Genomic DNA, 20,888 nt, shown 5'->3' on the forward strand with positions numbered 1-20,888 from the left:
GGACCGCCGCCTCAGGTCTTGGGCGGCGGCGCGACGGTTTCCGTTTCGGTATTCGTGCTCATCTGGCCCTGCTCGGGCTCGACCTTGTTGCCGGGCACGGCGCGCTGATTGCCGCCGATGATCACCTGATCGTCAGCCGTCAGGCCGGATTCGATCACGCGGAGCTGCCCTTCCAGTTGGCCGGGCTCGACGGTCTTCTGCTCGACGACATTGTCCTTGCCCAAGACCAGGACATAGGAGCCGGCCTGGCTCGTCGCGATCGCCGTATCGTCGACCATGATCGCGTCGGACTTGGTCTGGAGCGGAATGCGGACCCGGGCGAACAGGCCGGCCAGGATCGCATAGTCCTTGTTGTCGAAGATGCCGCGGACGGTCAGCGTGCCGGTGTTCTGGTCCAGCGTCGGGGCGATGTAGTCGAGCGTGCCCTTGTGCGGATAGCCGTCCTCGCTGGCGAGGCCGATCTCGACGGGAACGTCGCGCACATCGCGTAGCGTGCGGCCGCGCTTGGCGAGTTCGTCCTTGATGCGCAGGACCTGGCGCTCATTGACGCTGAAATAGGCGTAGATCGGATTGATCTGGACGATCTGCGCGAGCTTGGTCGGGCCGCTATAGCCGACGAGAGCGCCGACATCCTGCAGATGGTTCGACACGACGCCATCGAACGGCGCCTTGATGTCGGTGTAGCCGAGGTTGATCTGCGCCACCTCGACATTGGCCTGCGCCTGCGCGGTGTCGGCGATCGCCATATCGAGCTGCGCCTTGGCGTCGTCGGCCTTCGCGACCGAAGCGACCTGCTGCTGAACCAGCGTCGCCTGGCGGTTATATTCGAGCTGCTTGTTCTCTTGCGCAGCCTGCGCCGATTGCAGCGCCGCCTGGGCCTGGTCGAGCTGCGCCTGATAGGTGTTGGTCTGGATCGTGAAGAGCGTATCGCCGGCCTTCACCGACTGACCGTCCTTATAATTGATCGCCGTCAGGAAGCCCTGCACGCGGGCCTCGAGATCGACCTGATTATAGGCCTGCGTATTGCCGGTCAGCTCAAGATAGAGCGTGGCATTGCCCGTTATAGGCTTCGACACCGTCACCTTGGGCGGCGGCGGCGGGACATATTCGTTCTTCTCGTTGCAGGCCGAAAGCGACAGCGCCGCAAGCCCCGCGATCGCAAGCGTCCAACCACCGGCCGGCCTGCCCCAATGCCCCGCTTTGACCATCTGCTCTCCCGCCACTTTCGCCAACCAGTCCATGGGCGCGGCGCCCAATCATGCCCCGAAAGATTCCGCCGCTCGCAACAGAACCCGATTCTGACGCGGCGCACCACATCATGCCAGAGCAACTTCGTATAGTCCGGTGAATATTAAGGACATGTGGCAGCTTCGATATTCGGCGCGGCGCATCGGCATCCGTTTTCTTGCCGCCTTGCGGAACACATACAGAACATGTAGCCTGTTCGTGCTTTGTACCTGCCGATTCGACGATCGAGTCGGCGATCGTCCCGGCCCTCCGGCGGGGATGTCTCTCGTGCCGTGGACCGAACAATGCTGACGCGCAAGCAGTACGAACTCCTCATGTTCATCCACGAGCGGCTGAAGGAGACGGGCGTGCCGCCTTCCTTCGACGAAATGAAGGATGCGCTGGACCTGCGCTCCAAATCGGGCATTCACCGGCTGATCAAGGCCCTTGAGGAACGCGGCTTCATCCGCCGGCTTCCCAACCGGGCGCGCGCGCTCGACGTCGTGCGGCTGCCGGAATCGGTCACGCCGAGCCTGCAGCAGCGCCCGCGACGCCCTGGCTTCTCGCCGAGCGTCATCGAAGGCAGCCTCGGCAAGGTTCGTCCTGTCGAGAGCGCCGAGACGCTGCCCGAGCCCGTGATCGTGCCCGTGATGGGCCGGATCGCGGCGGGCGTGCCGATCTCCGCGATCCAGACGCAGAGCCATTCCATCACCGTGCCGCCGGAAATGCTGGGCGGCGGCGAACATTTCGCGCTCGAAGTGCGCGGCGATTCGATGATCGAGGCCGGCATTCTCGATGGCGACACGGTGCTGATCCGCAAGACGGACGCGGCCGATTCAGGCGACATCGTCGTGGCGCTGGTCGACGAGGAAGAGGCGACGCTGAAGCGGCTGCGGCGGCGTGGTGCCTCGATCGCGCTGGAGGCCGCGAACCCGGCCTATGAGACGCGGATCTTCGGACCGGATCGCGTGCGCATCCAGGGGCGCCTGATCGGCCTGATGCGCCGCTATTGATCGGCCGGCCCGGTGGAGTCCGGCTCGTCCGGAACCTGCCGCGGCGGCATGAAGGGACGGCGCACGGACGGAAAGGTTCGCGTCACGACGAAGTCCGCGTCGAGCGCGGCCTCGCGGACGCTTCTCGTGTCTTTCCGCTCCATGTCCGGCGGCCTGTCTTCGTCTTCAGCGGTCTGGATGGGTTCATCCGTTGGCGCGGCGTTGGAGATCGTCTGATCCTCCAACGCGCTGCTTCCTGCCATTTCCGTCAGCGGCCCTTGAGGCGCCGTGGCGAGCGCCAGGGCGCCGGTGGCGTCGAGCATCTTTCGGTCGATGGTCGCCACATAGGCGGTGCAGGCGATCTCTGTCAGCGGCGTCACGATCAGTACGGCCGCACGGCAATCGTCGGCCAGCGCGTCGCGGCTGAGCGCCAGCGCGACGAGCCGCCCGTCCGGAAGCGGCGCAACGCAGCCGCTCGGATCGCAGCGCACCCCTTCCCTGAGCCCCGGATCCTTCGGATCGCGCCGGTCGCCGTCTGCGCGGAGCCAGATTCCTGTCGTGAAGGCGTCCGGCTTCTCCGCGAGGATGTGATAGGCGCCGGAGGCATCGCGGATCGCGACCTGCCTTCCGTCCGGCGCGACGATTAGGGCGGGCCGATCGGGGAACAGCGCCATCGCGCCGCCGACGATCATCGGGACGATGCCGGCGAGGCGCCAGCGCTCGCGCATCAGCGCCAGCCAGATGAAGCCGGCGACGAAGACGAGAAGCGCGGCAGCGGAGGGCATCGCGGCTGCGCCGGATCCTTCGGACCAGGCGCTGACCGTGCGCGCGACATCCATCATCCCGTCAATGCCGAACCCCATCAGGGCGAGAACCGGCGCCTCGAGCCCGAAGGGCATGACGAGCACGGCGAGGAGCGCCATCGGCATGACGAGAAAGTCGACGAGCGGCATGGCCGCGACATTGGCGAGGATCGAAAGCGGCGCCATGCGCTGGAAATGGTAGAGCGCGAACGGCGTCGTGCCGAGGCCGCCGAGCAATGCGGTGAGCGACATGCCGCCGACCAGCACCAGGACCCAGCCGAAGACCGCGCCGAGGCGGGAGCGCTGCGTCGGGACGAGGCCCCGCCGGCGGCGTGCGAGCACCTCGAAGCCGGCGACGAGCGCGAGCGTCGCCGCAAAGGACATCTGGAACCCGGCCGAGAGGAGACTTTCCGGCGCCAGAAGCAGGACGATCAGCGTGGCGATCGCGACATTGCGCAGCGAAACGGCGCGCCGGTCGAGGAGGATGGCGGCAAAGACAACCGCCGTCATGATGAAGGAACGCTGCGCCGCGACATCGAGGCCGGAGATGAGCAGATAGAACGCCGTCACGCCAAGGGCGGCGAGCGCGGCCCATTTCTTGATCGGCCGGCGGAGCGCGAGGCGCGGCGACAGCGCCAGCAGGGCGCGCACGCTCCAGAACACGACGCCGGCAACGAGGACCATGTGCAGCCCGGAAACCGAGAGGACATGGGCGAGACCGGAGCTGCGCAGCGCGTCCTCCCCCTCCTCGCTGATGCCGCCGGCATCGCCGATCGTCAGCGCCGTGGCGATCCGGCCGGTATCGCCGGAGAGCGAGGCGGCGATGCGGACGCGAATGGCCTCGCGCACCGCCTCGATCGGCATGACGAGGCGGATGCCGAGCGGCGGCGCGCCAAGGTCGGCCGGAGACACACGGCCATAGGCGAAGCCGGTTCCGCCGATCCCCGCATAATAGGCCGGCAGGCCGAAATCATAGCCGCCGGGCATGACCGGGCCGGAGGGCGGCCGCAGCCGCGCAAGCATGGAGACGCCGGCGCCGACGGGCGGCGCCTGGCCACGCACCGTCACGGTGACGCGCCGCGGCACATCCTTGAGGCCGCGCGCATCGAAGGACACGACGCGGATCGTCAGGCGGAAGCCGCCACGCCGCGCCTCGCGCGACTCGACGAAGCCGGCGAGCGTACCGGTCGCTTGCCGGTCGAGCCGGGGGGCGGCGGCCGCGTCGGTGCGCAATTTGATCGTCGCGGCCCCGGTTGCGAGAAAGGCGGCGACCAGCAGGACGCGGAAGAGGCCGACGCGGCGATGCCGCAACTGCCAGGCTCCGAGCGCGAGCCCGACCGCCAGCGCGCAGAGCGCGAGCGCCATCGGCTCGGCGGGCAAGGCGAAATAAATGAGAATGCCGAGCGCGAAGGCGATGGCGAGCCAGGGGAAGCCCCGCCCGTTCTCGATCTCGCGCTCCAGATTGGCCGAAAGCGAGAGGCGGAGCCGCGTGACGGGGCCGGGGCGCCCGGCATCGAAAGGCGACGCGCCGCCGCCGCCCGCCTCGTCGTCAGGCGGCGGGAGCAGCAGATCGTCAAGCCCAGCCGGGCCCTGCGCACGTCCAGCCATCACCCAGTCTTTCGCGCGAACGCCGCTCCATGCTACATGAGCCGCCGCGTTCGGCGCCATGCCACATGCTCGCCATGTCCGCCGGTTAGCTCGCGCCGACCTCGCCCTTTTTCCCGTCCCGTTCGGAAGGCTTCATGTCCAGACCGGTCGTCACCCGCTTCGCCCCTTCGCCCACCGGCTTCCTGCATATAGGCGGCGGTCGCACCGCGCTGTTCAACTGGCTTTATGCCAAGCACACCGGCGGCAAGATGCTGCTGCGCATCGAGGATACCGATCGCGAGCGCTCGACGGAGGCGGCGATCGCCGCGATCCTCGACGGGCTCCAATGGCTCGGCCTCGACTGGGAGGGCGAAACGGTCTTCCAGTTCGCCCGCGCCCCGCGCCATCGCGAGGTGGTCGAGGAGCTCCTCGCGGCTGGCAAGGCCTATCGCTGCTATTGCACGCCGGCCGAGCTGGAGGCGATGCGCGAGAAGGCGCGCGCCGAGGGCCGCGCCCCGCGCTATGACGGCACCTGGCGCGACCGCGATCCGTCCGAGGCGCCGGCCGGCGTCGCGCCCGCGATCCGCATCAAGGCTCCGCTCGAGGGCGAGACGGCGATCGAGGATCGTGTGCAGGGCCGCGTGGTGATCCCGAACAAGGATCTCGACGATCTCGTCCTGCTGCGCTCCGACGGCAACCCGACCTACATGCTCTCGGTGGTCGTGGACGACCACGACATGGGCGTCACGCATATCATCCGCGGCGACGATCACCTGACCAATGCCGCGCGCCAGATGATCATCTACCAGGCGATGGGCTGGGAGGTGCCGGTGATGGCGCATATTCCGCTGATCCACGGGCCGGACGGCGCCAAGCTCTCGAAGCGTCACGGCGCGCTCGGCGTCGATGCCTATCGCGCCATGGGCTTCCTGCCGGAGGCGATGCGCAACTATCTCGTCCGCCTCGGCTGGGCGCATGGCGACGACGAGATCATGTCGATGGAGCAGATGATCGAGTGGTTCGACATCGACGATGTCGGCCGCTCCGCCTCGCGCTTCGACTTCGCCAAGCTGGAGAATCTGAACGGGCACTATATGCGCGCGGCGACCGACGACGCGCTCTATGAGAGCTTCGTCGCGACGCTGCCCTATCTTGCCGGTGGTCAGGCCATGCTCGGCAAGCTGACGCCCGCGCGGGCGGCGCAGCTTCGCGAGGCCCTGCCCGGCCTCAAGGAGCGCGCCAAGACGCTGATCGAGCTGAAAGACGGCGCCGGATTCCTGTTCGCCGAACGTCCGCTCGCGCTGGACGAGAAGGCGTCCACGATCCTCGATGCCGATGCGCGGGCGATGCTCCGCGATCTCCAGGCGGTCCTTTCGGGCGTCGAGTGGACCGTCGAGGCGACCGAGGCGGCCGTGAAGGCCTTTGCCGAGTCGCGCGGCCTCAAGCTCGGCAAGGTCGCCCAGCCGCTCCGCGCTGCGCTCACCGGCCGTTCGACCTCGCCGGGCATCTTCGACGTCCTGATCGTACTCGGACGCGAGGAGAGCCTCGGCCGCATCGCGGACCAGGCGGCTTAGGCCGTCGCCGAACTGTCACTGCGGTGACATCCGTTTCGTCTTGTCTGCATCCGGCCGGCCTCGCAGCCGGCCGGACTCATTCAGAACGGACGAAACACCATGCTGCGGACCAGCGCTCCCGCTGCCCTTCTCCTCGCACTGCTCGTCGGCGGCCCGGCCCATGCCGACCCCACGACGCTCACCGTGATGTCGTTCAACATTCGCGGCGGCGGCGCCAATGACGGCAAGGACGTCTCCGAGACGGTCGCGGCGATCAAGGCCGCCGGCGCCGACATCATCGGCATCCAGGAGACGCGGCTCGAGGGCGAACCCTGCACCGCCGAGAGCTGCCATCCGCGCGGCGACAGCGCCGCGAGCAAGATCGCGCAAGCGCTCGGCTATCACTATGTCGACCAGGGCGAGGAAAGCCCGGTGCTCTGGGCCAACGCGATCGTGAGCCGCTATCCGCTCGGGCCGCTGACGCCGAACCGCACCGGCGCGCGCATCAATGTCGACGGACGCACGGTCGACATCTTCAACGTCCACTTCCCCGATGCGCCCTATCAGCCCTATCAGGCGGTCGGCATCGAATACGGCCCCTACCCCTTCCTGCACACGGAGGACGCGCTGGTCGCGGCAGCCGATGGCGCGCGCGGTCCGGGTCTCAAGCTGCTGTTCGCGGATATGGATACGGCCGGTCCCGCCGACGCGGCGTTCGTCTTCGGCGATTTCAACGAGCCGTCGCATCACGACTGGACCGCCGCGACGGTCGCGGCCGGCCTGCAGCCGCTCGCCGTCGCCTATCCGACGGAGAAGGCGATCGAGGCGCGCGGCTTCGTCGATACGTTCCGCGCCGTCTATCCCGATCCGGTGGCGAAGCCCGGCCTGACCTGGACGCCGACGACGGAGCCGACCGACAAGACCGACCACCACGACCGCATCGATTTCGCGCTGGTTCGCGCCGCGAACGCGGAAGTCGTCGCGGCCGGCATCGTCGGCGAGAAGGCGCCGGAAGCCGACATCGTCGTGACGCCATGGCCGTCCGACCACCGCGCGACCTATGCGAAGGTCCGCTTCTGACGGCGTCTCAGTGCGTGGCGAGGAAGTCTCGCGCCGCGCGCTGGGCCTCGGCGATCGCCTGCCGGCTCATTTCGCGGGCGATCTCCTGGCGCAGCGCCGCCGCCTCGTCATAGCCGCGCATGGCGGCGAGATTGAACCATTTGTGGGCTTCCACGAGGTTCACCTCGCCCGCCTCGCCGCCGACGCAGTTGAGGCCGAGCTGGAAGAACTGCTCGCCGCTCGACCGCCCATCTGCTCCCGTCTTATCGATCCGTGCCATCGAATTCGCCCCTCGACTGGCGGCGCCCGCCCCTTCCCATGGGCGCCTGCTTCGATGATTCGAGCTTGGCGGAGCGAAGCTGAACCGATCGTTAAGATTCGAATCGAATGAAAACGAACGGCGCCTTCGCGCTGCTTCGGACAAAAGAAAACGCCCGGGCGTGGCCCGGGCGCTGCAGTCTTGTCGATCGGCGGGATCGGTTCAGCGCGCGCGCTGGCCGAACAGGATCTTCTGCGCGTCCTTGTCCTCAGCGAGGCTAACCGGCGCGACCGGTGCCTTGATCGCCATGCCGCGCTGCACGGCCGGACGCGCATTCAGCGCATCGATCCAGCGCTTGACGTTCGGGAACTCGCTCGTGTCGAACTGCTGGCTCTCCCAGCCGGCGGCCCAGCCGAAGATCGCCATGTCGGCGATCGAATAGTCGCCCGCGACATACTCATGGTCCGCGAGGCGCTTGTTGAGCACGCCATAAAGCCGGTGCGTCTCGTCCTGGTAGCGCTTCGTCGCGTAGGGAATGCGCTCCGGCGCATAGACGGAGAAATGGTTGCGCTGGCCCAGCATCGGGCCGAAGCCGCCCATCTGCCACATCAGCCATTCCTCGACGGCGACGCGGGCGCGTTCATCGGACGGGTAGAAGCGGGCGAACTTGCGGCCGAGATACATCAGGATCGCGCCGGACTCGAACACTGAGATCGGCTTGCCGTCCGGACCCTCGGGGTCGATGATCGCCGGCATCCTGTTGTTCGGCGAGATCGCGAGGAACTCGGGCTTGAACTGGTCGCCCTTGCCGATATTCACGAATTCGAGCGTGTAGGGAACGCCGAGTTCCTCGAGCATGATCGAGATCTTCTTGCCGTTCGGCGTCGGCCAGAAATAGAGCGCGATCGGCTGGGTCTGCGTCACCGACATGAATGCACCTCTGGGACATGGGACGGCCGGCGCGGGGGCGCCGGCCGGGAATGGAGAGTAACCTTAGAATGTGTCGGCCGGCGCCGGTGCGCAAGGGCATCCCCTGCCCCGGTGCGTCCCGGCCGTTCGGCTCATTCGAGGCCGAGCTTCTTCTTCAGGATGTCGTTGACGGTCTGCGGATTGGCCTTGCCGCCCGACGCCTTCATGATCTGGCCGACGAACCAGCCGGCGAGCGTCGGCTTCACCTTGACCTGCTCGACCTTGTCCGGATTGGCGGCGATGATGTCGTCGACCACCTTCTCGATCGCGCCGGTATCGGTGACCTGCTTCATGCCGCGCGCCTCGACGAGCGCATGCGGATCGCCGCCCTCCGTCCAGACAATCTCGAACAGGTCCTTGGCGATCTTGCCGGAAATCGTCCCGGCGGCGATCAGGTCGATGATGGCGCCGAGCTGGTCCGGCGAGACCGGGCTCTCCGTGATGGCCTTGCCGTCGCGGTTCAGCCGCGCGGCGAGTTCCTGCGTGACCCAGTTGGCGGCTGCCTTGGCGTCGCGGCCCTTGGCGACGGACTCGAAATACTCCGCCGTCTCCTTCTCCAGCACCAGGACATGAGCGTCATAGGGCGACAGGCCGAGTTCGCCGATGAAGCGCGCCTTCTTGGCGTCGGGCAGTTCCGGCAGCGCGGCGGCGAGCGAAGCGATCCAGGCCTCGTCGAGCACCAACGGCAGCAGGTCGGGATCGGGGAAATAGCGGTAGTCGTGCGCTTCTTCCTTGGAGCGCATCGACCGCGTCTCGCCCTTGTTGGCGTCGAACAGGCGCGTCTCTTGGTCGATCTTGCCGCCATCCTCGATGATCGCGATCTGGCGCCGCGCCTCATAATCGACGGCCTGGCCGACGAAGCGGATCGAGTTCACGTTCTTGATCTCGCAGCGCGTGCCGAGCGGCTCGCCGGGGCGCCGCACCGACACGTTGACGTCGGCGCGCATCGAGCCTTCGTCCATGTTGCCGTCGCAAGTGCCGAGATAGCGCACGATCGTGCGCAGCTTGGTCAGATAGGCCTTGGCCTCGTCGGCCGAGCGCAGGTCCGGCTTCGAGACGATCTCCATCAGCGCGACGCCGGACCGGTTCAGGTCGACATAGCTCTGCGTCGGATGCTGGTCGTGCAGCGACTTGCCGGCGTCCTGCTCCAGATGCAGCCGCTCGATGCCGACGGTGATGCTCTCACCGCCGTCGAGATCGATGACGATCTCGCCCTCGCCGACGATCGGCTGCTTGTACTGCGAGATCTGATAGCCCTGCGGCAGGTCGGGATAGAAATAGTTCTTCCGGTCGAACACCGAGCGCGGATTGATCTGCGCCTTGAGGCCGAGGCCGGTGCGCACCGCCTGCGCCACGCATTCGGCATTGATGACCGGCAGCATGCCGGGCATCGCCGCATCGACGAGGCTGACATGGGAATTGGGGGCGCCGCCGAACTCGGTCGAGGCGCCGGAGAAGAGCTTCGACTTGGAAAGGACCTGCGCATGAACCTCCATGCCGATCACGACCTCCCATTCCCCGCTCGCGCCCTTGATGAGCTTCTTCGGGTCGGCGGTGCGGGCAACAGCGTTCATGGGCTCACTCCGATTGGCGGCAACGCCAAGGGGTTAGTGCGTGACGGCCGGCTCTGCAAGCCGCTCGCCACGCCTCAGTCGACGAAATCCTTGCACTGGGGCACGTCGCCGCTCGCGCCCCAGGGCATGATCGGCACGGTCGAGATGGAGTTCTTCGGGCTGCCGTCGACCAGCTTGTCGGAATAGACGAGATAGACGAGCACATTGCGCTTGGGATCGCAGCCGCGGACGATCTGCATCTTCTTGAACCAGAAGGAGCGGCGCTGGCGGAACATCTCGTCGCCCTGGCCGAGCTTCTCCTTGAAGTGGATCGGGCCGATCTGACGGCAGGCGAGCGAGATGTCGGAGGTCTCCTCCGCCAGCCCGAACATGCCGGAGACGCCGCCGCGCTCCGGCGCCGCGAAATGGCAGGCGACGCCGTCGATCTCGGGATCGTCGATGCCGTAGACCGCGATCTTGTCGTTCGGGGTCACCCACTTGAACGTTGTCGACTCCTTGAAGATGAGATCCGGACCATCGGCCAATGCCGGCGCGGTGGCGCCGGCGAGCAGGAAGGCCGAGACGAGGAAGGCGAGGCCGCGACGCATGGTTCTCTCCGCGATCAGTCGAGGCCTCAATATAGGAAGCCGCGCGACCGGCGGGAGAGCATTTGCGTTCTCTGGTCAGACAGCCGCACCCTCGAGGCCCAGCGTCCCGCGGCGGAGCCAGCGCTGCAGCAGCAGGATGGACACCGATGCGAGGCCGCAGGCCAGGCCGATCCAGATGCCGAGCCCGCCCAAGCCAAGGCCGAAGCCGAGCGCGATCGAGGTCACGAGGCCGATGCCCCAGAAGCCGAGCGCGGCATAGAGCATCGGCACGCGCGTATCGTGCAGGCCGCGCAGCATGCCGGCGCCGATGACCTGCGCTCCGTCGAAGACCTGAAACAGCGCGGCGATGCCGAGGAAGCTGACCGCAAGAGCGATCATCTCCGCATTCTGCGCATCCCGCGCATCGACGAAGATGCCGATCAACTGGTCGGGAATGAGGAAGATCGTCAGCGCCGTGCAGCTCATGAAGGCGATGCCGACGATATAAGGCACCCATCCGGCCAGGCGGATGCCCTCGCGATCGCGCGCGCCATAGGCCCGGCCGACGCGGATCGTCGCGGCCTGCGACAGGCCGAGCGGCACCATGAAGCAGAGCGCGGCGATCTGGATGGCGATGGCATGCGCGGCGACGGCGGCGGCGCTGATGAGGCCCATCAGGAATACGGCGAGATTGAAGACGGTGACCTCGAAGGCCACGGCAATGCCGATCGGCAGGCCGAGCCGAAACAGGGCGATGAAGCGAGGCCAGTCCGCCCGCCAGAAGCGGCCGAACACGTGGTAGCGGCGAAAGCGCCGATGAAGCAGGCAGACCGCCGCCATCCCGGCGAACATGAACACCGCCGAGATCGTGCTGCCGATGCCGGCGCCAAAGATCCCGAGCGCGGGAAAGCCGAACTTTCCGAACACCAGCACCCACACCGCGAGGGCATTGATGAGAACCCCGGCCACGCCGACGACCAGCGACCAGAAGGGTTGCTCGAGCGCGGCCACGAAGGCGCGCAGGACCAGATACCAGAGGAAGGGCAGCATCGCCCATTGCAGGCCGCGCATATATTCGCCGGCAAGACGGGAGAGGTCCGCCTCCTGGCCGATCGCGAGCAGGATTGCTTCCGTGTTCCAAAGCAGAATCCAGAACGGGATCGTGATCGCCAGCGCGGCCCAGAGCCCCTGCCGCACGGTGCGGCGGACGTCGCGGACGGAATGGCGCCGCTCGCCGATTTCCCGCGCGACCATCGGCGAGACCGCCGATACGAAGCCGATACCGAAGATCAGCAGTGCGAAATAGAGATTGGTGCCGAGCGCGCCGGCGGCCAGCATATGCGAGCCGAGCCAGCCGATGAACACCACGTCCGTCGCGTTGATCAGGGTCTGCGCGAGGTTGGTGAGGATCAGCGGTAGCGAAAGATTGATCGTGGCGCGGACTTCGGTGACCCACGAATGGAATCGGGGCACGTCTCGGGCAAAGGTCGTTTCGAGGCTCATGGCAACATTCATTCCGCGCGCAAGGCTTCGGAATCGGCATGGCCCTGCGCGCCTAATAGGCATGGTGCGTGGCAAATAGCCATTCAAACCTTACGATGGCTGCCATCACGAAATCGGATGAAAGACGGGAATCAACCGTCAAGGTTGGTTAAGGCGTGGTGACCGGATGCGATGTCCGTGCTATGGCGTCCCCGGGGCAAAAGGGTCAACGGACGGCAGAGGCCCAGAAGCTGTCAGAGACCGGACGAATGCGCGTATCGAGAGTTTGGAGGCGACTGGCGGTCGCCGTTGTGATGCTGGCCGGCGGCGCCGAACTGGCCGAGGCAGCATCCGTCTGCTCGCAGCTGGAGGCTCAGCTCTCCTCGCTGCAAAAGGGCACCGGGGCCAGGCAGGCCGCGGCCTTTGCGGGCGCCGCCAACCAACAGCGCGCCGAGATTTCGGCCGCGCAGCAGCGCGCGCGCCAGGCCGGCTGCGGCGGAGGCTTCCTGTTCTTCCAGTCCAAACAGTCGCCCCAATGCGCGGGGATGCTTCAGGGCATCCAGCGCATGAAGAACAATCTCGCCAAGCTCGAGAGCAACCAGCAGAACGCGGCGGCGGCGTCGGCCAATGCCGGCGGGCAGCGCTCCGGGCTGCTGCGCCAGCTCGGCGACAACAATTGCGGGCCGCAATACGCGGCCTATTCCAGCCAGAACCGGCCCAAGAACTTCCTGGAGCGACTGTTCACGCCGCAGACCCCCCAGATCGCCATGGCCCCGGCGGAACAGGGCGTGGTGCTGCAGCGCGACGACAGCCAGGACAGTGGCGGCTATGACACCGGCTTCGGTCGCGGCCGCTACCGGACGCTGTGCGTGCGGACCTGCGACGGGTATTATTTCCCGATCTCCTATTCGACGACGCGCGACGGCTTCACGCGCGATGAGCAGATCTGCAAGCAGACCTGCCCGGGCACCGAAGTGGTGCTCTACGCCCATCGCAATCCCGGCCAGGACAGCTCCAAGGCGCTCTCGACGATCGACGAGAGCCGCTATTCCGACCTGCCGACCGCCTTCGCCTATCGCACGAACCTGACGCAGGGCTGCGGCTGCGGGAAGCCGGGGGATCTCGACATCGTCGCGGGCGGCTATTCCCCGGCGCTGATGGATCTCAGCGCTGCCGGTGGGCTGGCGCCGATCCCGGATGTGCGCCCCTCACGCGGCGAAGATCCGGAGACGATCGCCAACCGCGTCGGTCAACTCGATCCGGGTGCGGTCGGCAAGCCGAATGCGACGACGCCGGTTGCCTCGCTCAACCTGCCGACGAATGGAGTCGTGCGGCGAGTCGGTCCATCGTATTTCTACGCCCAATGAGCGGCAGCAGGCCGGCGAGCTCCGGCCCGTGGTCGAGGCCGGTCAGCGCCTGACGGAGCGGCATGAACAGCGCGCGCCCCTTAGCGCCCGTCGCAGCCTTGACCGCATCGGTCCACTGCTTCCAGGTGTCCGCGCCGAAAGGCTCGCCGGGCAGCAGCGCGAGCGCGCTCTCGACGACGGGACGCGCCGCATCGTCGAGCGGCGGCATATCATCAAGCGGTCCGACGACCACGCGCCACCAGAGCGCCGCGTCGGAGAGGCGGACGAGATTGCCGCGCACCGCATTCCAGAACGCCTCGCCGCCGCCGACGCCCAGCGCCGCCAGCCGCGCCTCGACGTCCGCATAGGACGCCGCATGCAGCAGCTTCGCATTCAGTCCGTCGAGATCGGCGGGATCGAACCGCGCCGGCGCCTTCGACACCATTGAGAGGTCGAACTTCGCCGCCAGTTCGGCGAGGTCGCGCGCCGGCTCCACGGGCAGCGAGGTTCCGATGAGCACGGCGAGCGACGCGACGGCCATCGGCTCGTAGCCGGCCTCGGCGAGCGAGGCGAGCGAGAGCGCGCCCGTGCGCTTCGACAGCCCCTCCCCGCTCGCGGTCGTGAGCGTGTTGTGATGCGCGAAGGTCGGGACGGCGCCGCCGAGCGCCTCGAAGAGCTGGATCTGCACACCCGTATTCGTGACATGGTCGTCGCCGCGGATGATGTGCGTCACGCCCATCTCGATGTCGTCGACCACGGAAGGCAGCGTGTAGAGGAACGTGCCGTCCTCCCGGATCAGCACGGGATCGGAGAGCGAGGCGACCGTCACATGCTGCGGTCCGCGCACCAGATCATCCCAGCGCACCTCGCCCACGGTCTCGTCGAGGCGGAAGCGCCAGTGCGGCCGGCGGCCTTCGGCCTCCAGCGCGGCGCGCTCGGCATCGGAAAGACGGAGCGCCGCGCGGTCGTAGACGGGCGGCAATCCGCGCGCCATCTGGCGCTTGCGCCGCCGCTCCAGCTCCTCGCCCGTCTCATAGGCCGGATAGAGCCGCCCAGAGGCCTTCAGCCGCTCGGCGGCCTCGGCATAGCGATCCGCGCGCAGCGACTGCCGCTCGAAGCGGTGCGGCGCGATGCCGAGCCAGGCGATGTCGCGCCGGATCGCATCGGCATATTCCTCGCGCGAGCGGCCCTGGTCGGTATCGTCGAGCCGCAGGATGAAGCTGCCGCCATGGCGCAGCGCGAACAGCCAGTTGAACAGCGCCGGGCGCGCATTGCCGATGTGCAGATAGCCGGTCGGCGACGGCGCGAAGCGAACGATGGGACGGGTGTTGGACATGGCGAGGCTTTAGCGCTCCTCCGACGCCCCCGCAATCGCCCTCGCTCGATCCGCCGCACTTGCTCGACTTGCGCGGGCAATTCGGCGATGCTACGCGCCAGCACCGCCCGATCAATGAAGGACGGCACGCCCGGCGGGATCGCGTGCCGGAGGGCCCGGTGAGCGGGATGCTCGCCGTGAGGGCGGCTGATCGGACAGGGCCGAGGTCGATCCCGCTCGATGGGGAGGGATGCCATGACGCTTTCGGAAGAACAGGCTGCCCGGCTCGCGATCCGCGAGCTCGTCGAGAACTGGGCCGTTTGGCGAGACGCCGGCGACTGGGACCGCTTCGCGACGCTCTGGCACGATGACGGGCGCATGATGGCGACGTGGTTCCAGGGGCCAGCCGCCGACTTCATCGCGGTGAGCCGGCTCGGCTTCGAACGCGGCGTGCGCATTCTCCACTTCCTCGGCGGCAGCTCGATCGATGTTGCGGTTACGCGGGCGATCGCGCAGACCAAGATGACGATCAGCCAACGCGCCGCCGTCGAGGGCACGGAATGCGACGTCGTCTGCACCGGCCGCTTCTACGACTTTCTCGAGCAACGCGACGGCCGCTGGGGGCTCGTGCTGCGCCAGCCGATCTACGAGAAGGACCGGATCGACCCGGTCGATCCGTCGGTGGCCGTGCAGCTCGATCGCCAGTTGCTGCACGCCTTTCCGGCGGGCTACCGGCATCTAGCCTATCTGCAGACGGCGATCGGATATGAGGTGAAGCGCGACATGCCAGGGCTCGTCGGCCCCGAGGTCGAGGCGCTCTACGCGCGTGGCGCCGCCTGGCTCGCAGGCGGACCGGCGGACTGAAGGAGCGAGCCTACCGCACGATCGTGATGCGCTTCGCGGCGCGCGTGATGCCGGTGTAGAGCCAGCGGTCGCGGTGCTCGCGGAAGGCGTAGCTTTCGTCGAAGAGCACGACGTCGTCCCATTGCGAGCCCTGCGACTTGTGCACGGTCAGGGCGTAGCCATAGTCGAACTCGTCGGAATTGCGCCGCTGCGGATAGGAGAGGCTCTCGCCGCCATCCTCGAAGAAGGCCGGGTGAATGCCCGCCTTCACGGTTTTCGCGCCGGGCTCGTCCTCCGGCACGATGTCCATGCGAAGCAGGCTGCGCTTCGGCGAGGTCAGACGCTTGACCGTCCAGGTGCCGCCATTCAGCAGCCCTTTCTGCTTGTCGTTGCGCAGGCACACGAGCTTGTCGCCGACGGCGGGCATCGGCGAGAGCAGGCCTTTCAGCTCGCGGATGCGCTGGTTATAGGCGCGGCGCGTCTTGTTGGTGCCGACAAGGACCTGGTCCGTCGCCAGGATCTGCTCCGCATCGATCTCGCGGCGCTGGATGACGCGGCTCTCGCCATATTCGCCATAGTCGACCGGCTCGCCGGCGCGCACGGCCATGGAGAGGCGGATGATCGGGTTGTCCTGCGCCTGCCGATGGACCTCCGTCAGCATGTGATCGGGCTCGGTCTCCGTGAAGAAGCCGCCGCCCTTGACGGGGGGAAGCTGCGCCGGATCGCCGAGAACCAGCACGGGCGTGCCGAAGGACAGGAGATCGCGGCCGAGCTCCTCGTCGACCATCGAACACTCGTCGATGATGATGAGATCCGCCTTGGAGGCCGCGCTTTCGTGATTGATGGCGAAGACCGGCTGCTCCTCATCCTCGCCGGCGCGCGGACGATAGATCAGGCTGTGGATCGTGCCGGCGCCCTCGCAGCCCTTGGTGCGCAGGACATGCGCCGCCTTGCCGGTATAGGCCGCGAAGGCGACCGTGCCGTCTATGCCTTCGGCGAGGTGGCGGGCGAGCGTCGTCTTGCCCGTTCCGGCATAGCCGAACAGGCGAAAGACGGGCCTGTCGCCCCGGCGCAACCAGTCGGCGACGGCCGTGAGAGCGTCTTCCTGTTGCGGCGACCAGTGCATGCAATCTCCCGTACGCGCTTGCGCGATTCGCTCGTGTGGTCCGGTCACGGTTTCATAGCGAACTCGCCGCGTCGGTAACATGCGAAGCGCGAGAATGTGATATTTCGATCACATTTCTCCGGATCAAACGCCGCTCGCCGCAATTTTCCTTGGTCTGCCTTGGTTTGGGCCCTTCCGCCCCGCACAGAGGCCGTGACGCAAGTGTCGCATGACTGCGAACCGGCAGCGTTTCGATGACGCTGTGGCGGTTTTGTCATTGCGGCATAAGGAGAAAGAAACGACTAAGAGCGCAATATTTCATTGACCGTGTATCGACGCCGGGACCGACCAGTCCAGGGCAAGGATAACGCGGTCGTCGGGCTCCGGCGGCTCTTCCGGAGCGTTCCCGCAGGATGTTGAAAGGGTAAGGCTTTGACCGAGACGAAGCCTCAGGCAGCGACGGGAAGGCTCAGCCGTCGTGCATTCATGATCGGAATGCCGGTCGTTCTGGCGGGTTGCCAGACGGCTGGTCAATCGTCGATGTCGGCACAGCCGGTCGGCGCGCCGATCATCGATCAGAGCTATCGGCAGATGTATGCCGCGATCGACACGGAGCCGTTCCCGGTTCCGGCCGTGGACCTGAGCAAGATTGATCCGCAGTTCTTCCGCCAGGTGGTGCAGCTGCCGCCGGGGTTGGTTGCGGAGCCGGGAACGCTCGTCATCGATCCCCCGAACCATTTCCTGTACCTCGTGTTCGAGAACGGCACGGCGATCCGCTACGGCGTCGGCGTCGGCCGCCAGGGTTTTGCGTGGTCGGGCGACGCGACCATTCAGGCCAAGCGCGAATGGCCGAAGTGGCATCCGCCGAAGGAGATGATGGCCCGCGATCCCGAAGCGGCCAAGTGGCCCGACGGCATGCCCGGCGGCCCCGGCAACCCGCTCGGCGCCCGCGCCATGTACCTCTACCAGGGCAAGGTCGACACGCTCTATCGCATCCACGGCACGACGCAGCCCTGGTCGATCGGCAAGTCGCTCTCCTCGGGCTGCATCCGCCTGATCAATCAGGACATCATCGATCTCTACAGCCGCGTCCCGATCGGCACGCGCGTCACCGTCCTCGGCGACGCGCAGCCCGATCCGAATGCGGTGTTCAATTCGCATGGCGGCGCCGTTCCCGATCCGCAGCCGCCGGCGCGCACCTCGAGCTACAACAATGGCGGCGGCGCGTATGCGCCGATGCCGCCGTCCGGCGTGCCGGGCTGAACCGGACCTTCTGGTCTTCGACGAAAGGGCTCCCTCGCGGGGGCCCTTTTTGTTTGTCCAGAGCGCCAATGAAATGCGAAGAATGAGCGGCAAGGACTTGTTTGGCCATATTTTTCCGCCAAATTAGACGGGTCGCTCCTCCCAGCCGGATTGAAATGTGCCGCATTACACGCCACTGATCGCAACCATCGTCGTCGGATTGGTCCTCGCCTTCATTTTTGGCGTCATAGCGCAGCGGCTGCGCATTTCTCCCCTGGTCGGATATCTCCTCGCCGGCGTCGCCGCCGGCCCCTTCACGCCAGGCTTCGTCGCAGACCAGAATCTCGCCAATGAACTGGCCGAGATCGGCGTGATCCTGCTGATGTTCGGCGTCGGCCTGCACTTCTCGCTCAAGGACCTCATGTCCGTGAAGGCGATCGCGGTGCCCGGCGCGATCGTGCAGATCTCCGTCGCGACCGTGCTGGGCATGGGGCTCGGCTGGGTGGTCGGCTGGCCGCTTGCCGGCGGCTTCGTGTTCGGCCTCGCCCTCTCCGTGGCCTCGACGGTGGTTCTGCTGCGCGCGCTGCAGGAGCGGCGGCTGGTCGAGACGGATCGCGGCCGCATCGCCGTCGGCTGGCTGATCGTCGAAGACCTCGCCATGGTCCTGGCCCTGGTGCTGCTGCCGGCGCTGGCCGAGATCCTGACGGGCGGTGCCGCCACGGGATCGGGCCTCGCGGCGCAGAGCGGATATGGCCTGCTCGGGATCCTGGCGATCACGATCGGCAAGGTGGCCGCCTTCGTCGCGCTGATGCTGATCGTCGGCCGCCGCGTCATCCCCTGGGCGCTGCACTACATCGCCCACACCGGCTCGCGCGAATTGTTCCGCCTCGCCGTTCTCGCCATCGCGCTCGGTGTCGCCTTCGGCGCTGCCACGTTGTTCGGCGTCTCCTTCGCGCTCGGCGCCTTCTTCGCGGGCATGATCCTCTCGGAATCGCCGCTGTCGCAGCGCGCTGCCGAAGAAACGCTGCCGCTGCGCGATGCGTTCGCGGTGCTGTTCTTCGTCTCGGTCGGCATGCTGTTCAACCCGTCGATCGTGCTGCGCGAGCCGCTGCTGCTCATCGCCACGCTCGGCATCATCCTGATCGGCAAGTCGATCGCCGCCTATCTCATTGTCCGCGCCTTCGGCCACCCGAAGTCCACCGCGCTGACGATCTCGGCCAGCCTTGCGCAGATCGGCGAATTCTCGTTCATCCTCGCCGCGCTCGGCGCCGATCTCGGGCTGATCAACGAGACGGCCCGCGACCTGATCCTCGCCGGCGCGATCCTCTCGATCCTCTTGAACCCGCTGATGTTCGCCGCGGCGAAACGCCTGTTCCAGCGCACGGACGAGGCGAAGAAGGTGACGCCCACGGTCGCCCCCTCCTCGCCGGAGCAGCCGGCGATCATTGCGGATGACGAGAGCGGGTTGAAGCCGACCAGCCAGACCGGACACAGCATCGTCGTCGGCTACGGCCGGGTCGGGCGGATCGTCACGGAGGGGCTGCGCGACAAGGGCCTGCCCTATCTCGTCATGGAGAACGGCACCCAGCGCGCGAAGGAACTTCGAGAAGCCGGCATCGAGGTGATCGTCGGCAATGCCGTCGAGGACGATGTGCTCGCCGCGGCCAATCCCGTCGGCGCCCGGCATCTCCTCGTCGCCATTCCCGAGGCGTTCGAGGCTGGTCAGATCGTCGAGAAAGCCCGCGCGCTCAATCCCGACATCGAGATCATCGCGCGTGGCCGCACCGATGCGGAGGTCGAGCACCTCATCGGCCACGGCGCCAATCTGGCGATCATGGGTGAGCGGGAGATCGCGCTCGGCATGCTGGCGAGCGTCAACGCGATCGAGGCGCATCATGCGGACGAGACGGCTTCATCGAAGCCGCCCGAGACGCCCGCCGCGAGCGCCCCGTCCGAGGGCGCATCGGAAGCCGCTTTGCCGACTGCGGACCCGGCATCGGAGTCGACCGATCAGCCGCCAGCCGAACGGCACGACGGCGCGACCGCGGCGTAGAACGTTCGCACGTTCGTGAGGATCACGAGCCGGCCCTTCCGGCTCGCGATCGACCTTATCCGAACCGGTACATGTCCATCGAGAGCGTTCCATATTCGTAGGAATTATGGATGCGCTCTCCCTTCACGCCCTGCCCGGCCGCGCCGAGCGCGACGAAGAACGGCATGAAATGGTCGTCCTCCGGATGCGCCATCACGGCATGGGGCGCATGCTCGCGATAATGGACCAAGCCGTCCGTGTCGCCCTCGGCGGCGTGCGCGGCGATCCAGTCGGAGAACTCGCGCGCCCAGCCTTCCGTCGGCGCATCGACCGGCGCCATACCGCCGGCGCGAAAGACCGAGCGGAGATTATGGGTCGCGGCACCGGTCCCGATCACGAGAATGTCCTGTTCGCGCAGCGCCGCGAGGGCCTGCCCGAGCGCGAAGTGCCAGGCGGCGTCGCGGTGCGGCTGGACCGAGAGCTGGACCAGCGGGACATCGGCATGCGGCCAGATCAGCGAGAGCGGGACCCAGGTGCCGTGATCGAAGCCGCGATGCGCCGCGATCGTCACCGGCAGGCCCGCCTTCCGCAGCGCGTCCGCGACCTCGTCTGCGACAGCGGCATCGCCCGGCGCAGGATAGACGATCTCATAGAGCGGCCGCGGAAAACCGCGGAAATCATAGATCATCTCGGGGTGTGCGTCGGAGACGACAACCGGCGCGTCGGTCTCGAAATGCGCCGACACGACCACGACGGCCCGCGGCTTTGCGATGGAAGCGCCGAGATCGACCAGGAAACGATGGGCCGGCGTATCCATCAGCGCCAGCATCGGCGAACCGTGCGACAGGAAATAGGTGGGAAGGGACATGGAAGCCTCCTTGGCTCGCCTCCAAGATAGGCTTGCAGATCATGCACGATAAGTTGATCGATTCAG

At 67.0% G+C, this 20,888-nt stretch carries 17 protein-coding genes; 7 read left to right on the plus strand and 10 right to left on the minus strand.

Annotated elements, in window-relative coordinates; translation table 11 throughout:
• Positions 1-11: 11 nt before the first annotated feature.
• On the minus strand, positions 12-1,208 hold the full coding sequence (locus tag GGR25_RS04505; protein WP_183397492.1) for an efflux RND transporter periplasmic adaptor subunit: 1,197 nt from the start codon (positions 1,206-1,208) through the stop codon (positions 12-14).
• 324 nt (positions 1,209-1,532) lie between these two features.
• On the opposite strand from GGR25_RS04505, the gene lexA reads away from it, so the two are divergent.
• A complete protein-coding gene (gene lexA, locus GGR25_RS04510; protein WP_183397493.1) occupies positions 1,533-2,240 on the plus strand; it encodes a transcriptional repressor LexA in 708 nt (235 codons plus the stop codon).
• Here lexA and GGR25_RS04515 read toward each other — a convergent pair.
• A complete protein-coding gene (locus GGR25_RS04515; protein WP_183397494.1) occupies positions 2,234-4,630 on the minus strand; it encodes a ComEC/Rec2 family competence protein in 2,397 nt (798 codons plus the stop codon). The two genes, lexA and GGR25_RS04515, sit on opposite strands and share 7 nt — an antisense overlap.
• 134 nt (positions 4,631-4,764) lie before the next feature.
• On the opposite strand from GGR25_RS04515, the gene gltX (GGR25_RS04520) reads away from it, so the two are divergent.
• Together gltX (GGR25_RS04520) and GGR25_RS04525 are read left to right on the plus strand one after the other, a co-directional pair.
• Positions 4,765-6,183, plus strand: a complete 1,419-nt coding sequence (gene gltX / locus GGR25_RS04520; protein ID WP_183397495.1) for a glutamate--tRNA ligase — start codon at positions 4,765-4,767, stop codon at positions 6,181-6,183.
• Between the two features lie 99 nt (positions 6,184-6,282).
• Positions 6,283-7,242, plus strand: a complete 960-nt coding sequence (locus GGR25_RS04525) for an endonuclease/exonuclease/phosphatase family protein (protein WP_183397496.1) — start codon at positions 6,283-6,285, stop codon at positions 7,240-7,242.
• Positions 7,243-7,249: 7 nt separating this feature from the next.
• Here GGR25_RS04525 and GGR25_RS04530 read toward each other — a convergent pair whose 3' ends face one another.
• The 5 genes from GGR25_RS04530 to GGR25_RS04550 all read right to left on the minus strand — a co-directional run bounded on the left by GGR25_RS04530 (position 7,250) and on the right by GGR25_RS04550 (position 12,092).
• Positions 7,250-7,501, minus strand: coding sequence for a hypothetical protein (locus GGR25_RS04530; protein WP_183397497.1), 252 nt, complete (start codon positions 7,499-7,501; stop codon positions 7,250-7,252).
• Positions 7,502-7,702: 201 nt separating this feature from the next.
• Positions 7,703-8,410, minus strand: a complete 708-nt coding sequence (locus GGR25_RS04535; protein WP_183397498.1) for a glutathione S-transferase N-terminal domain-containing protein — start codon at positions 8,408-8,410, stop codon at positions 7,703-7,705.
• Between the two features lie 131 nt (positions 8,411-8,541).
• Complete coding sequence (gatB, locus tag GGR25_RS04540) at positions 8,542-10,023, minus strand: Asp-tRNA(Asn)/Glu-tRNA(Gln) amidotransferase subunit GatB (RefSeq protein ID WP_183397499.1); 1,482 nt, start codon at positions 10,021-10,023, stop codon at positions 8,542-8,544.
• 74 nt (positions 10,024-10,097) lie between these two features.
• Positions 10,098-10,610, minus strand: coding sequence for a CreA family protein (locus GGR25_RS04545; RefSeq protein ID WP_183397500.1), 513 nt, complete (start codon positions 10,608-10,610; stop codon positions 10,098-10,100).
• Between the two features lie 75 nt (positions 10,611-10,685).
• Positions 10,686-12,092, minus strand: a complete 1,407-nt coding sequence (locus tag GGR25_RS04550; protein WP_183397501.1) for an MATE family efflux transporter — start codon at positions 12,090-12,092, stop codon at positions 10,686-10,688.
• Positions 12,093-12,385: 293 nt separating this feature from the next.
• Here GGR25_RS04550 and GGR25_RS04555 point away from each other — a divergent pair, with 293 nt between their 5' ends.
• Positions 12,386-13,438, plus strand: coding sequence for a DUF2865 domain-containing protein (locus GGR25_RS04555; protein WP_246409284.1), 1,053 nt, complete (start codon positions 12,386-12,388; stop codon positions 13,436-13,438).
• Here GGR25_RS04555 and gltX (GGR25_RS04560) read toward each other — a convergent pair.
• On the minus strand, positions 13,377-14,753 hold the full coding sequence (gltX, locus tag GGR25_RS04560; RefSeq protein WP_183397503.1) for a glutamate--tRNA ligase: 1,377 nt from the start codon (positions 14,751-14,753) through the stop codon (positions 13,377-13,379). The genes GGR25_RS04555 and gltX (GGR25_RS04560) overlap by 62 nt on opposite strands.
• Before the next feature lie 234 nt (positions 14,754-14,987).
• Here gltX (GGR25_RS04560) and GGR25_RS04565 point away from each other — a divergent pair, with 234 nt between their 5' ends.
• Complete coding sequence (locus GGR25_RS04565; protein WP_183397504.1) at positions 14,988-15,596, plus strand: nuclear transport factor 2 family protein; 609 nt, start codon at positions 14,988-14,990, stop codon at positions 15,594-15,596.
• 10 nt (positions 15,597-15,606) lie between these two features.
• Here the strand turns inward: GGR25_RS04565 and GGR25_RS04570 are convergent, their stop codons facing one another.
• Entirely contained in the window at positions 15,607-16,701 is a 1,095-nt protein-coding gene (locus GGR25_RS04570; RefSeq protein ID WP_183397505.1) for an ATP-dependent DNA helicase, read from the minus strand.
• 519 nt (positions 16,702-17,220) lie between these two features.
• Between GGR25_RS04570 and GGR25_RS04575 the strand changes: the two genes are divergently transcribed.
• Both GGR25_RS04575 and ybaL read left to right on the plus strand, forming a co-directional pair.
• Positions 17,221-17,943 (plus strand): L,D-transpeptidase, encoded by a 723-nt coding sequence (locus GGR25_RS04575; RefSeq protein ID WP_343067966.1) that lies wholly within the window; start codon positions 17,221-17,223, stop codon positions 17,941-17,943.
• 157 nt (positions 17,944-18,100) lie between these two features.
• Positions 18,101-19,975: a YbaL family putative K(+) efflux transporter gene (ybaL, locus tag GGR25_RS04580; protein ID WP_183397507.1), complete on the plus strand. Its 1,875-nt coding sequence runs from the start codon at positions 18,101-18,103 to the stop codon at positions 19,973-19,975.
• Positions 19,976-20,030: 55 nt separating this feature from the next.
• Here ybaL and GGR25_RS04585 read toward each other — a convergent pair whose 3' ends face one another.
• Positions 20,031-20,822 (minus strand): DODA-type extradiol aromatic ring-opening family dioxygenase, encoded by a 792-nt coding sequence (locus GGR25_RS04585; protein ID WP_183397508.1) that lies wholly within the window; start codon positions 20,820-20,822, stop codon positions 20,031-20,033.
• Positions 20,823-20,888 lie beyond the last annotated feature (66 nt).

This window comes from Kaistia hirudinis (assembly GCF_014196455.1).
In the GTDB taxonomy this organism is placed as follows: Bacteria; Pseudomonadota; Alphaproteobacteria; order Rhizobiales; family Kaistiaceae; genus Kaistia; species Kaistia hirudinis.